This window comes from Streptomyces sp. NPDC036813 (assembly GCF_055609245.1).
The window spans coordinates 236,026-248,816 of record NZ_JBVJPV010000004.1 but is presented as its reverse complement, the minus strand read 5'-3'; the positions used below and the strand labels follow the sequence as shown (position 1 = coordinate 248,816).

10 protein-coding genes and 1 pseudogene are annotated in these 12,791 nt (G+C 73.9%); 6 read left to right on the top strand and 5 right to left on the bottom strand.

Annotation, left to right across the window (positions count from 1 at the left end):
* Positions 1 to 92: 92 nt before the first annotated feature.
* Entirely contained in the window at positions 93 to 824 is a 732-nt protein-coding gene (locus ACZ67Q_RS11150) for a VIT1/CCC1 transporter family protein (protein WP_361638776.1), read from the bottom strand.
* 636 nt (positions 825 to 1,460) lie between these two features.
* Between ACZ67Q_RS11150 and ACZ67Q_RS11145 the strand changes: the two are divergent.
* The 6 genes and pseudogenes from ACZ67Q_RS11145 to ACZ67Q_RS11120 all read left to right on the top strand — a co-directional run.
* A pseudogene (locus ACZ67Q_RS11145) lies at positions 1,461 to 2,417 on the top strand (ADP-ribosylglycohydrolase family protein); the annotation flags it as partial.
* A gap of 356 nt (positions 2,418 to 2,773) precedes the next feature.
* A complete protein-coding gene (locus ACZ67Q_RS11140; protein ID WP_471179488.1) occupies positions 2,774 to 3,889 on the top strand; it encodes an ADP-ribosylglycohydrolase family protein in 1,116 nt (371 codons plus the stop codon).
* Positions 3,890 to 3,897: 8 nt separating this feature from the next.
* On the top strand, positions 3,898 to 5,076 hold the full coding sequence (locus ACZ67Q_RS11135; protein ID WP_471179485.1) for an ADP-ribosylglycohydrolase family protein: 1,179 nt from the start codon (positions 3,898 to 3,900) through the stop codon (positions 5,074 to 5,076).
* On the top strand, positions 5,064 to 6,419 hold the full coding sequence (locus ACZ67Q_RS11130) for an ADP-ribosylglycohydrolase family protein (RefSeq protein WP_471179483.1): 1,356 nt from the start codon (positions 5,064 to 5,066) through the stop codon (positions 6,417 to 6,419). The genes ACZ67Q_RS11135 and ACZ67Q_RS11130 overlap by 13 nt, the downstream gene beginning before the upstream one ends.
* Complete coding sequence (locus ACZ67Q_RS11125; protein ID WP_471179480.1) at positions 6,416 to 7,636, top strand: CaiB/BaiF CoA transferase family protein; 1,221 nt, start codon at positions 6,416 to 6,418, stop codon at positions 7,634 to 7,636. The genes ACZ67Q_RS11130 and ACZ67Q_RS11125 overlap by 4 nt, the downstream gene beginning before the upstream one ends.
* On the top strand, positions 7,633 to 8,586 hold the full coding sequence (locus ACZ67Q_RS11120; protein WP_471179477.1) for an HpcH/HpaI aldolase/citrate lyase family protein: 954 nt from the start codon (positions 7,633 to 7,635) through the stop codon (positions 8,584 to 8,586). The genes ACZ67Q_RS11125 and ACZ67Q_RS11120 overlap by 4 nt, the downstream gene beginning before the upstream one ends.
* A 51-nt stretch (positions 8,587 to 8,637) precedes the next feature.
* On the opposite strand, the gene lgt is transcribed toward ACZ67Q_RS11120, so the two are convergent.
* From lgt to trpB, 4 genes are all read right to left on the bottom strand, one after another.
* On the bottom strand, positions 8,638 to 9,636 hold the full coding sequence (gene lgt, locus ACZ67Q_RS11115; protein ID WP_471179474.1) for a prolipoprotein diacylglyceryl transferase: 999 nt from the start codon (positions 9,634 to 9,636) through the stop codon (positions 8,638 to 8,640).
* A 124-nt stretch (positions 9,637 to 9,760) separates the two neighbouring features.
* A complete protein-coding gene (locus ACZ67Q_RS11110; protein ID WP_471179471.1) occupies positions 9,761 to 10,537 on the bottom strand; it encodes a DsbA family protein in 777 nt (258 codons plus the stop codon).
* 131 nt (positions 10,538 to 10,668) lie between these two features.
* Positions 10,669 to 11,487, bottom strand: a complete 819-nt coding sequence (gene trpA / locus ACZ67Q_RS11105) for a tryptophan synthase subunit alpha (protein ID WP_471179468.1) — start codon at positions 11,485 to 11,487, stop codon at positions 10,669 to 10,671.
* On the bottom strand, positions 11,484 to 12,767 hold the full coding sequence (gene trpB, locus ACZ67Q_RS11100) for a tryptophan synthase subunit beta (protein WP_471179467.1): 1,284 nt from the start codon (positions 12,765 to 12,767) through the stop codon (positions 11,484 to 11,486). The genes trpA and trpB overlap by 4 nt, the downstream gene beginning before the upstream one ends.
* Positions 12,768 to 12,791: the final 24 nt, after the last annotated feature.

Below are 12,791 nucleotides of genomic sequence, written 5' to 3'. Positions count from 1 at the left end.
GCAGCGCTTACGGCTCATGCCCCGCCGTCATACAGCTGAAACCAGCGGGTAATGGAGAACTTATGCAGCCCCTTGCATAAGTACCAGCCGCGTCATCCTACGGCCGTTCCGAACAGGATGCCCAGGGCGTACGTCACACCGGCCGCGGCACCACCCAGGACAAGCTGGCGCAAACCGCTGTACCACCAGCTGCGCGCGGTCACCTTGGCGACCACCGCGCCGCAGGCGAACAGCCCGAACAGCGCGAGCAGGACGGCCGGCCACAGCGCAGTGGCGCCGAGCAGATACGGCAGGACGGGCAGCAGGGCGCCCAGCGCGAAGGAACCGAACGAGGACACGGCGGCGACCAGCGGCGACGGCAGATCGCTCGGGTCGATGCCCAGCTCCTCGCGGGCGTGTATCTCGAGCGCCTGCTCCGGGTCCTTCGACAGCTGCCGGGCGACCTCGCGGGCCAGCTCCGGCTCCACGCCTCGCGCCGCGTAGAGGGCGGCCAGCTCGGCCTCCTCGTCGGCGGGGTGCTTGCGCAGCTCACGGCGCTCGATGTCCAGTTCGGCCTCGACCAGCTCGCGCTGGGAGGCGACCGAGGTGTACTCGCCGGCCGCCATCGAGAAGGCGCCGGCGGCCAAGCCCGCAAGCCCGGTCAGCACGATCGTGTGCTGACCGACGGATCCGCCCGCGACGCCGGTCATCAGGGCCAGGTTCGAGACCAGTCCGTCCATCGCGCCGAAGACGGCGGGGCGCAGCCACCCTCCGTTGACGTCACGGTGGGTGTGGTTGTCGCGGTGCGCCTCGTGCAGCGCCGCCCGGGTCTCGATGATGGCCATTGCGGTCCCCCAAGAAAGCTAAGGCAAAGCTAAGTCTGGACAGATTCCAATTTCCGACAACACTGAATCTACGCCGCCGATTCCCTCACCGCCAGCAAGGAAAGGCTCCGCTAACCTGCACGTTTGCCCTCCGGGCGGTTGCGGGCGACCGGTCGGCGCCTTGGCCGGTGCCTGTGCCCGGAGGCCGGGGGCGGGCCGCGGGCACCGGCCGACGGGGGCGGGCGCCGGCCGACGGGGGGCCGGGCTGCCGGGCGCCCGCCGCGAAGCGGTGACGGCGGGCCCAGGACGCCGGGACCCATGGCGGTCGGCCGGGGAGGCCGCCGACCGGACGGCAACCGGCACAGAGGGCGAGAGCCGATGCCGGCAGCCGGGGACGCCCGCTGCCACAAGGTGGCTGCCGACCCGCGACGCCGGGAGTGGGTGCCGGACGGCCGGGGGCGCGCGCCGCAGGCGCTGTTCGGCGAGCGGGGCGTCCGGCAGGCGGATGACGCCGCCGGTTTCCGGGCGCGTGATGCCGGTGGTGCGCGCCGACCGGGTGACAGCCGGTCCGGACGCGCGAGGCGGGACGGCCGCCGTGGGACACCTGGCGACGAGGGCTGCACGCCCTCGACGGGACTCCCCGGAGGTGACGCCGCCATGGCCACGATCCGTGAGCGGGCCCGTGGCGCCCTGCTCGGCCTGGCCGTCGGGGACGCCCTCGGGGCACCCGCGGAGAACCTCAAGCCCTCCGAGATCCGCGCCCGCTGGGGCCGTATCACCGGGTTCGTGGCCACCGAGCCGGCCGGCACCGACGACACCGAGTACACGATCTTCTCCGGACTGCTGCTCGCCCGGCACGGCTCGGCGCTGACCCCGGCCGACGTCGAGGCGGCCTGGCACGAGTGGATCGCCGACCGCGCCGAGGGGCCCTTCCGGGGCGCGGGGTTCAGCGAGCGCGGCACGCTGGAGAACCTGCGCCGGGGCCTCGCCGCGCCCATCTCCGCCCAGCACCGGCACGCCTGGAGCGACGGGCTCGCCATGCGCGCCGCCGTCTCCGGGGTGCACGCCGCGGGCCGCCCGGCGGAGGCGGCACGGCTCGCCGCGATCGACGGCTCGGTCAGCCATGAGGGCGAGGGCATCTACGGCGGCCAGGCGGTCGCGGCCGGGGTCGCGGCGGCGATGGGGGGCGCCGCGCCGGAGGCGGTGGTCGCGGCCGCGCTCACCGTCGTACCCGACGACTCCTGGACGGCCCGCTCCCTGCGGCGCGCGGTGATCGCCGCCCACCGCGGCGAACGCGCCGTCCGCACCGCCGTCGTCATCGGCGGCTACCCCTGGACCGACCTCGCCCCCGAGGCGGTGGCCCTCGCCTTCGGCGCGTACGCGGCGGCGGACGGCGACTTCCGTGACGCGGTGCTCACGGCGGTGAACATGGGCCGTGACGCGGACACGACGGCTGCGGTGGCCGGTGCCCTGGCGGGTGCGACGCAGGGCGTGGCGGCGATCCCGGCGGACTGGGCGGCGGCGATCGGGCCGGCCCGCGGCAGCTGCCTGCCGGCGATGAAGGGACGGCATGTGCTGGAGGTGGCGGATCTGCTGGTGGCCTCCGCCGGGGCGGGCGGGGACGAGAAGGAGCCCAGGCCGAGGCGGGCCGCAGAGGCTGAGCAGGCGGCAGAGGCAGGGAGTGCCGCGGAGCCCGCGGGGCCCGCGGGGCCCGGTGCGTGGGCGGCACAGGTCGTGGTGCCTGACTTCGTACCGGACGAGGTACACGACGACGTGCGGGATCAGGTGCGCGACGACCTGCGGGACGACGTACGCGACGCGGTACGGAACGAAGGGCTCGACCCCCGCGCGCCCGCTGCTGCCCCGGCCGAGCCGGCCGGCGGGTGGGCGCCGCCCCGGGGGTCCCGGGCGCCGAACCCCCTCGTCGTACCGGCGATGGATCCCGGCGAGCCCGACGACGAGGTGAAGCCGTGACCCGCCGTATCGAAGGGCTGCTCCTCGGGCTCGCCGCCGGCGACGCGGCCGGATGGCCCGCCGCGCGGCACCGCGCCGCACGCATGCCGGAGTGGACCCGGCGGCTCACCCGCGAGCTGGACACCTTCGCCGAGCAGAACGCCACCACCACCCTCCCCGTCCCCATCGCCCTCAACCAGCCCCCCGAGCCGCTGCGCCTCGGCCCCTCCGACGACGCCGAGTGGGCGGCGTTCGCCGCCGAGGCGGTGCTGCGGGCCGGTGACGACCACGCCCTCGGCGACCTCAGCCGGGAACGCCGGGTGCGCACCGCCATCGACCTCACCTGGACCGCCGTGGCCGCCGAGGTCGCCGCGGCGGCCGAGCGCGCCGCCGAGATCGAGTCCGCCGTCCTGCCCCTGCGCGCCCGCATCTCCGTGCGCGCCGGCCTCGGCAACCTCGCCGCCGGTCTGCGCCCTCCCGCGACCGGCCACGACAACCCGCACTACTTCGACGACGCCGCCTGCGTGCGCGCCTGCGTGCTGGCCGCCGCCCACGTCGGCGACCCGCTCGCCGCGGCCGGCCTCGCCGAGTTCGACGCCCGCTACACCCAGGACGGCGACGGCGTGCACGGCGCCCGGGCGATGGCCGCGGCCCTCGCGCTCGCCCTCGCCGGCGCCGACACCGGCACCTGTGTGACCGCCGCCCTCGCCGAACTCCCCCCGGACACCGAGATCGGCCGCAACGCCCGGCACGCGCTCATGCTCGCCCGTGACGCCGAGAGCGCCTTCGCCCTGGTCCCGCCGCTGGAGCACCAGATCGTCGACCACGTCTACAGCTACGGCATCGCCGCCGCCGAGACCGTGCCGGTCGCCCTCGCCCTGGCCACCGCCGCCGACGGCCGTATCTCCGCCGCCGTGCCCGCCGCCGCCTGCCTGTCCCGGGTCGCCGACTCCGCCCCGGCCCTCACCGGCGCCCTCACCGGAGCGCTGGGCGGCGCCGGGGCGATCCCCGAGACCTGGCGCGCCGCCTGCCGCACCCTCACCGGCTGCGCCCTGCCTCGCCTGACCGGCACCGACCTGGTGGAACTCGCCGAGTTGCTGGAAGCCGCGCAACCGGCCCTGCCAGGAGGATGATTCGGCACATGACGCCCAAAGGAGAAGAAACCCCAGGGGCGGTGACCCTGGAGGACCGGATCACCGGCGCCCTCGTCGGCGCAGCCGTCGGTGACGCCCTCGGCGGCCCGGTCGAGGGCTACTCCCCCGACCAGATCACCGAACGCCACGGCGGCCGCGTGCACGGCGTCGTCGGCCCCTGGCACGGCGACGCCTGGCGCACCGCCCGCCCCCTCGCGCCGTACCACAAGGGCGACGGGCACGTCACCGACGACACCCTGATGACCCACGCCCTCGTCCGGGTCTACGCCACCGTCCGCGACCACCTCGACGCGTACGCGGTCGCCGACCACCTGGTCCCGGACCTGATGAGCACCCCGCGCTGGATCCCGGAACTGGAGGCTGAGGCGCTGCCCCTGCAACGGATCTTCCTGGCGGAGAAGTGGCTGGTCGCCCGCCTGCACTACGGCCATGTCGACCCCCGCGAGGCGGGCGCCGGCAACCTCGTCAACTGCGGGGCCGCGATGTACATGGCCCCCGTCGGCCTGGTCAACGCGGCCCACCCGGCGGGCGCGTACGCCGAGGCACTGGACGTCGCGGGCGCCCACCAGTCGTCGTACGGCCGGGAGGCGGCCGGTGTCTTCGCCGCGGCCGTGGCGGCGGCCTGCGCCCCGGGCGCGACACCGGAGTCGGTGGTCCGCGCGTGCCTGGACCTGGCGAAGGACGGCACCCGGGCGGCCATCGAGGCGGTGTGCGACGTCGCCGCCCGCCACACCGACTTCGAGTCGGCGCTCGCCCCGCTGCGGGACGCGGTCGCCCCCTACGACACCGTGGGCCCCGACTACCGCTCGCCCTCTTTGGGCGCCCGCCGCCCGTCCCGGTTGCACGCGATCGAGGAACTGCCCGTCGCCCTGGGCATGTTGGTCGTGGCGCGCGGCGACTATCGGCATGCCGTGCTCGGCGCGGTGAACTACGGCCGCGACTGCGACTCCATCGCGACGATGGCGGGAGCTCTGGCCGGTGCCCTCGGCTCCCCGGTCCCGGAGGACTGGGCGAAGACCGTCGCCGAAGCCAGCCGCCTCGACCTGTGGGAGCCGGCCCGCGCCCTCACCGAGGTCGCCCGGGAGGTCTTCCGGCGGGACGTGGAGCGCCGGCGCGCCCACGAGGAGGCGTTCGCACGGCTCGGAGGCGCCGGATGCGCCGACTGACCTGGGTCCAGCCGGAGGACCTGATCGGGCACGAGCTGCGCCAGGCCACCCTGGACGGCCGTGAGCCGAAGGCGATCGCGGCGCGCTGGCGGGCGGCCGGAGGCACCGACGCCCCCGAGCGGGCCGGGGCCTCCCCGCAGCGTGCCTCCCGCTATCTGCGCCAGCTCGCCGAGGACCTGCTGGACGAACTCGCCGATCTGCCCAGCCGGCTGGACGAGCCGACCGACCTTGAGCGCATCAAGCGCCTGTGCCCCGACTGGCCCGCTCCCGCGCCGCGTACGCCCGTCACCCCGGAACGGCTGGAGGCCGCCTGGCTCGGCCGGGCCGCCGGCTGTCTGCTCGGCAAGCCCGTCGAGAAGCTCCCCCTCGACGGCATCCGCGCGCTCGCCCAGGCGGTCGGCAACTGGCCGCTGAGCACCTGGTTCACCGCTCGCGGTGTCCCCTCCGAGCTGCTCGCGGCACACCCGTGGAACCGCCGCTCGGCCGCCACCTCCCTGGCCGAGACCATCGAGGGCATGCCCGAGGACGACGACCTCGACTACCCTTTGCTGAACCTGCTGTTGCTCCAGCGTCACGGCCGCGCCTTCACCACCGCCGACGTCGCCGGTCTCTGGCTCGACGAGCTGCGGCCCGGCCGGGTCTTCACCGCCGAGCGCATCGCCCTGCGCAACCTGCTGCTCGGCCTCGAGCCGCCGGAGACCGCCCGTCACCGCAACCCCTTCCGCGAGTGGATCGGCGCCTTCATCCGCGCCGACGTCCACGGCTGGACCAACCCCGGCGATCCGGCGGGGGCCGCCGCGCAGGCCCACCGCGACGCCACGCTCACCCACACCGCGAACGGCGTCTACGCGGCGATGTTCGTCGCGGCCACCCTCGCCGCCGCGGCGACCGGGGAGCACGACGTCCACTCCTGCCTGCGTGTCGGCCTGACCGTCGTGCCGCCCGGTTCCCGGCTCGCGGACGCGGTCCGGCATGCGGTGCGACTCGCTCACGAGCACGCCGACTTCGACACCGTCGTCGACCGACTCCACGCCCGCTACTCGCCCAGCCACCACTGGGTGCACGCCCTGCCCAACACCGCGCTGACCGCCGCCGCCCTCACCCACGCCGACGGGGACTTCGCCGGGTCCATCTGCCGGGTGGTGTCGGGCGGCCTGGACACCGACTCCAACGGTGCCACGGCCGGCAGCGTCGCCGGACTGCTCGCCGGTTCCCCCGCCGCGCTGCCCGACCGCTGGACGGCCCCGCTGAAGAACCGGCTCGCCACCTCCGTCGCCGGCTTGGACGGCATCGGCTTCGACGCCCTGGCCCACCTCACGCACCGGGAGGCATCCCGTCCATGACCGACGCACCGGCAGGCATCCCGTCCCTGGCCGAGGCCCCGCTCAGCGGCCTGCGTGTGCTGGACCTGGCCACCCTCTTCGCCGGGCCTCTCGCGGCCACCTTCCTGGGCGACTTCGGCGCGGAGGTGATCAAGATCGAGCACCCGGCGAAACCCGACCCGTCCCGCGGCCACGGCCCCGCGAAGGACGGCATCGGCCTGTGGTGGAAGGTACTCGGCCGCAACAAGCGCACCGTGACCCTCGACCTGTCCACCCCAGGCGGCCGCACCACCCTGCTGCGCCTGGCCGCCGGCGCTGACGTGATCGTGGAGAACTTCCGCCCCGGCACCCTCGAGAAGTGGGACCTCGGCTGGGACGAGCTGTCCGCCGCCAACCCGCGGCTGGTCCTCGCCCGGGTCACCGCCTTCGGCCAGTTCGGCCCCTACGCCCACCGGCCCGGCTTCGGCACGCTCGCCGAGGCCATGAGCGGCTTCGCCGCGATCACTGGGGAACGGGACACCCCGCCCACGCTGCCGCCGTTCGGCCTGGCCGACTCGATCGCCGGGCTGGCCACCGCCTACGCCGTCATGGCCGCGCTGGCCGGCCGGGAGCGCACCGGCGCCGGACAGGTCGTCGACATGGCGATCATCGAGCCGATCCTGACCGTCCTCGGCCCTCACCCGACCTGGTACGACCAGCTCGGATACGTCCAGGAACGCACCGGCAACCGCTCCGCCAACAACGCTCCGCGCAACACCTACCGCACCGCCGACGGCACCTGGGTCGCCGTCTCCACCTCCGCCCAGTCGGTCGCCGAGCGGGTGATGGAGCTGGTGGGCCGCCCCGAGCTCATCGACGAGCCGTGGTTCGCCACCGGCGACGGCCGCGCCCGTCACGCCGACCTGCTCGACGAGGCCGTCGGCCGCTGGATCGCCGCCCGCCCGCGCGAGGACGTCCTCGCCGCATTCGAGAAGGCGGAGGCGGCGATCGCCCCGGTGCAGGACGTACGGGAGGTGATGACTGACCCGCAGTATCAGGCGCTCTCCACGATCACCACCGTCGACGATCCGGAGCTGGGCCCGCTGCGCATGCAGAACGTCCTGTTCCGGCTGTCCTCCACGCCCGGCGCGATCCGCTGGGCCGGCCGTCCGCACGGCGCCGACACCGACGCAGTCCTCGCCGAGCTGGGCCTGACCGCGGCCGAGGTGGCCGCGCTGCGCGCGGAGGGCGCCGTATGACGAGCCCGCCGCGCACCCCGTCCGCCGCTTCGGCGCCGGCCATCTCTCTGTGGGCCGCTTCCCTGTCGGCTGCTTCCCTGTCGGCCGCTTCTTCGCTCGCCGGTGCCCCGCTCACCTGGCTCTACGCCCCCGGCGACCGGCCGCAGGTCGTCGCCAAGGCGCTCGGCTGCGGGGCCGACGTGGTGGTGGTCGACCTGGAGGACGCGGTCGCCCCCGACCGCAAGGAGTACGCCCGCGCCGCCACCGCCGCCCTCCTCGCCGACCCGCAGCCGGTGCCGGTGCATGTGCGGATCAACGCCCTGGACGGCCCGCTCGCGGAGGCCGACCTGCGGGCCCTCGCCCGTCTGCCGGGCGTGGCGGGGTTGCGGCTGCCGAAGGTCGGCGGGCCCGAGCACATCGTCCGGGTCGCCGAGCGGACGGTGGCGGCGGGCGGCCGGGTGCCGCCGCTGTACGCCCTGCTGGAGTCGGCGCTCGGCATCGAGTACGCCCACGCCATCGCGACCGCTCACGGTGCCGTGCGCGGCATCGCACTCGGGGAGGCCGATCTGCGCGGCGATCTGGGGATCCGGGACGACGCCGGTCTGGACTGGCCGCGCTCCCGGGTGGTCGTCGCCGCGCGGGCGGCGGGGCTGCCACCGCCCGCCCAGTCCGTGCACCCCGACATCCGCGACCTGGACGGCCTGGCCGCGAGCTGTGCCCACGGCCGCGCCCTCGGCTTCCTGGGGCGCGCCGCGATCCATCCCCGTCAGCTCCCGGTGATCGAACGGGCCTATCTGCCGACCGCGGCGGAGATCGAGGACGCGGAGGCGGTGATCGAGGCGGCGGCCCACCCGGGCGCCCAGGCACTGCCCGACGGCCGCTTCATCGACGCGGCGGCGGTGACGGCGGCCCACCGCACGCTTGGACCTGGCCCGCCGCCGCTGATGCCCGGCGCCGCGGACATGCCGTGAGGGGCGCCCGGAAGACTCCGGGCGCCCCTCACGGTCGTACGACGTGACGTGTCACGACTTCTTGGTCGCGGTCCCCGCCTCGTCCTTCGCCTCGTCCTTGATCCCGTCGGCCAGCGGGGCCTTCTCCTCGTTCGCGGCCCCGCTAGCGGCCTCGGGCTCGGCGTCGGTCACGGCACCGTCGGCCTTGGTGTCGCTCTCGGCCTTGGTGTCGCTCTCGGCCGAACCGTCTGCGTCCGTCCCCGGTTCGACGATCGCCTCCCGGCCCGGCCGCTTCTTCGCCGACAGCACCATGTAGAGCACCGCGAGCAGGAAGACGAACAGCGCGGTCCAGTTGTTCAGCCGCAGGCCGAGGATGTGGTGCGCGTCGTCCACGCGCAGGTACTCGGTCCAGAACCGGCCCACGCAGTACGCGGCGACATACAGCGCGAACGCGCGGCCGTGGCCCAGCTTGAAGCGGCGGTCGGCCCAGATGACGAGCAGCGCGACGCCGATGCACCACAGCGACTCGTACAGGAACGTCGGGTGGTAGGTGCCGGGCACCCGCCCGTCCGCGGAGGAGGTGATCTTCAGCGCCCAGGGCAGGTCGGTCGGCTTGCCGTACAGCTCCTGGTTGAACCAGTTGCCCCAGCGGCCGATCGCCTGGGCCAGGGCGATGCCGGGGGCCACGGCGTCGGCGTACGCCGGCATCGGAATGCCCCGGCGGCGGCAGCCGATCCACGCGCCGAGGGCACCCAGGGCGATCGCGCCCCAGATACCGAGGCCGCCTTCCCAGACCTTGAAGGCGTCCACCCAGTCACGGCCCGCGCTGAAGTACAGCTCGTAGTCCGTGATCACGTGGTACAGACGCCCGCCGACCAGGCCGAACGGCACCGCCCAGACCGCGATGTCCGCGACCGTGCCGGCTCGTCCGCCCCGGGCGATCCATCGCTTGTTGCCGAGCCAGACGGCAACGAAGACGCCGATGATGATGCAGAAGGCGTAGCCGCGCAGCGGAATGGGCCCGAGATACAGGACCCCGCGCGACGGGCTGGGAATGAAGGCAAGTTCCATGGCAAGGTCGACGCTACCGTGCCGGACCCGGGCGACGGCAAGCCGCCTGGCTACGGGTCCATAACAGGGGCGTGAGAAAACGCCGTGAGACGCCGCCGGGCCCGGCTCCGGCGGCGGAAGGAAATCAGCCCTTGGCGGCCTCCTGGACCAGCTGCTTCAGCTTCGCCGGGGTCATCGTCTGGTCCTGGTAGATGTTCTTGCCGTTGAGCAGCACGGTCGGTGTGCCCTGGAAGCCGGCCTTCTGGAACGCCTGGTGGGACTTCGCCACCCAGCTGTTGTGCTTGCCGTCCTGCACGCAGGAGCGGAAGGCGGGCGTGTCCAGCCCGGGGACCTTGCCGGCCAGCTCGATCAGCTTGCTGTCCTTGGCGAAGGCGTCGTCGGTCTCCTTCGGCTGGTTCTCGTACAGCACGTCGTGGTACGCGGTGAACTTGCCCGCGTCCTGGGCGCAGGCCGCGGCGTTCGCGGCGTGCCGGGAGCCGCTGCCGCCGAGGTTGCCGTCGATCAGGGTGACCAGGTGGTACTCGCCTCTGAGCAGGCCGGCGCCGGTGAGCTCGTGGATCGTGGGGCGGTACGCCGCCTCGAAGGCCTGGCAGGCCGGGCAGCGGAAGTCCTCCCAGACGACGAGCGTGGATTTGGCGCTGTCCTTGCCGACCGGGATGGCCAGGGCGTCCTTGCCCTGGGCGCCCGAGGGCGCGACGACGGGACCGGCGCTGCTGGAGCCCTTGTCCTTGCCCGCGTTCGCGGCGACGACGCCGATCACCGCCGCCAGGCCGAGCACGCAGACGACGCTGGCCCCGATGATCAGGGCGCGCCTGCGCTTCTCGGCGGCTTTCTGCTTCTCGCGCTCGACCGCCAGCCGCTCCCTGGCGGTGCGCTTTCCGTCACGGTTCTTCTCGCTCACACCCCCAGAACGAACCGGGGAGGCGCATTGCGCCTCCCCGGTCCCAGGTCCACCCGTTCGAGTGACCGATACGAAATTGTCCCTGTCTGTTACGGTCTGTTACGCCTGCGTAGACGCCTGCGCGCGGCTGCTTACGCCTGTCCGCGCACGCCCAGTGCCAGCTCGCCGGCGAGGGCGCGCAGCGCTTCCAGACCGGCCGCCTCGTCCGGCGCGTCCAGCATCCGCTTGACGAAGGCCGAGCCGACGATCACGCCGTCCGCGAAGCCGGCGACCTCGGCGGCCTGGGCGCGGTTGGAGACACCGAGGCCGACGCACACGGGCAGGCCGGCGCCGGTCGCGCGAGTGCGCCCGACCAGGTCCTGGGCCTGCGCGCCGACGGACTCACGGGTGCCGGTGACGCCCATGAGTGAGGCGGCGTAGACGAAGCCGCTGCCCGCTGCGGTGATCTCCCGCAGCCGTGCGTCCTTGCTGCTGGGCGCCACGACGAACACGGTCGCGAGTCCGTGCTTGTCGGCGTGCTCGCGCCACAGCGCCGACTCCTGCACCGGCAGGTCGGGCAGGATGCAGCCCGCGCCGCCCGCCTCGGCCAGCTCGGCGGTGAAGCGCTCGACGCCGTAGCGGTCGATGGGGTTCCAGTAGGTCATGACCAGCACCGGCTTGCCGGTGGCCTGGTGGGCCTCGCGCACCGTGCGCATCACGTCGGCGATCTTCACGCCGCCGCGCAGGGCGATGTCGTCGGCGGTCTGGATGACCGGGCCGTCGAGCACGGGGTCGCTGTGCGGCAGGCCCACCTCGACGATGTCGGCGCCGCCGTCGAAGACGGCCTTGATCGCCTCGATGCCGCCGTCCACGGTCGGGAACCCGGCCGGCAGGTAGGCGATGAGCGCGGAGCGGCCCTCGGCCTTGGCGGCGGCCAGGGTGTCGGTCAGCAGCTGAATGTTCCCGCTCACTTGGCGTCCCCCTCGATCTCCGCCGTGTCGGCCTCGTTCGCGGCGACCTCCGCGTCGGTGTCGTACAGCCCGAAGTAGCGGGCGGCGGTGTCCATGTCCTTGTCGCCGCGGCCGGACAGGTTGACCACGATCAGGCCGTCCTTGCCCAGCTCACGGCCGACCTCCAGGGCGCCGGCGAGGGCGTGGGCGCTCTCGATGGCCGGGATGATGCCCTCGGTGCGCGACAGCAGGCGCAGCGCCTGCATCGCGGCGTCGTCCGTGACCGCGCGGTACTCGCCGCGGCCGGAGTCCTTGAGGTAGGAGTGCTCGGGACCGATGCCGGGGTAGTCCAGACCGGCCGAGATGGAGTACGGCTCGGTGATCTGGCCCTCCTCGTCCTGCAGGACGTAGGAGCGCGAACCGTGCAGGATGCCCGGCTCGCCCGCGGTCAGCGTGGCCGCGTGCTCACCGGTCTCGACGCCGTGGCCCGCGGGCTCGCAGCCGATGAGGCGGACGCCCTCGTCGGGGATGAAGGCGTGGAAGAGACCGATGGCGTTGGAGCCGCCGCCGACGCAGGCGATCGCGGCGTCGGGCAGGCGGCCGGCCCGCTCCAGGAGCTGACGGCGGGCCTCCACGCCGATGACGCGGTGGAAGTCGCGGACCATCGCCGGGAAGGGGTGGGGGCCTGCGACCGTACCGAAGAGGTAGTGGGTGTGGTCGACGTTGGCGACCCAGTCGCGGAACGCCTCGTTGATGGCGTCCTTCAGCGTGCGGCTGCCGGACTTCACGGCCACGACCTCGGCGCCGAGCATGCGCATGCGGGCGACGTTGAGGGCCTGGCGGCGGGTGTCGATCTCGCCCATGTAGATCGTGCACTCGAGGCCGAACAGCGCGCAGGCGGTGGCCGTGGCGACGCCGTGCTGGCCGGCGCCGGTCTCGGCGATCACGCGGGTCTTGCCCATGCGCTTGGTGAGCAGGGCCTGCCCGAGCACGTTGTTGATCTTGTGCGAGCCGGTGTGGTTGAGGTCCTCGCGCTTGAGGAACACGCGGGCGCCGCCGGCGTGTTCGGCGAAGCGGGGGACCTCCGTCAGGGCCGACGGGCGGCCGGTGTAGTTGACCAGGAGGTCGTCGAGCTCCTTGGCGAACTCGGGGTCGTTCTTGGCCTTGTCGTACTCGACGGCCACCTCGTCGACGGCGGCCACGAGGGCCTCCGGGATGAACTTGCCGCCGAATTCTCCGAAGTAGCCTTCGGAGTTGGGGACTTGACCCTGCGGGTCGGGGATGAAGAAATCGCTGGGCATGCGAGTACCTCACGGTGAGTTCTC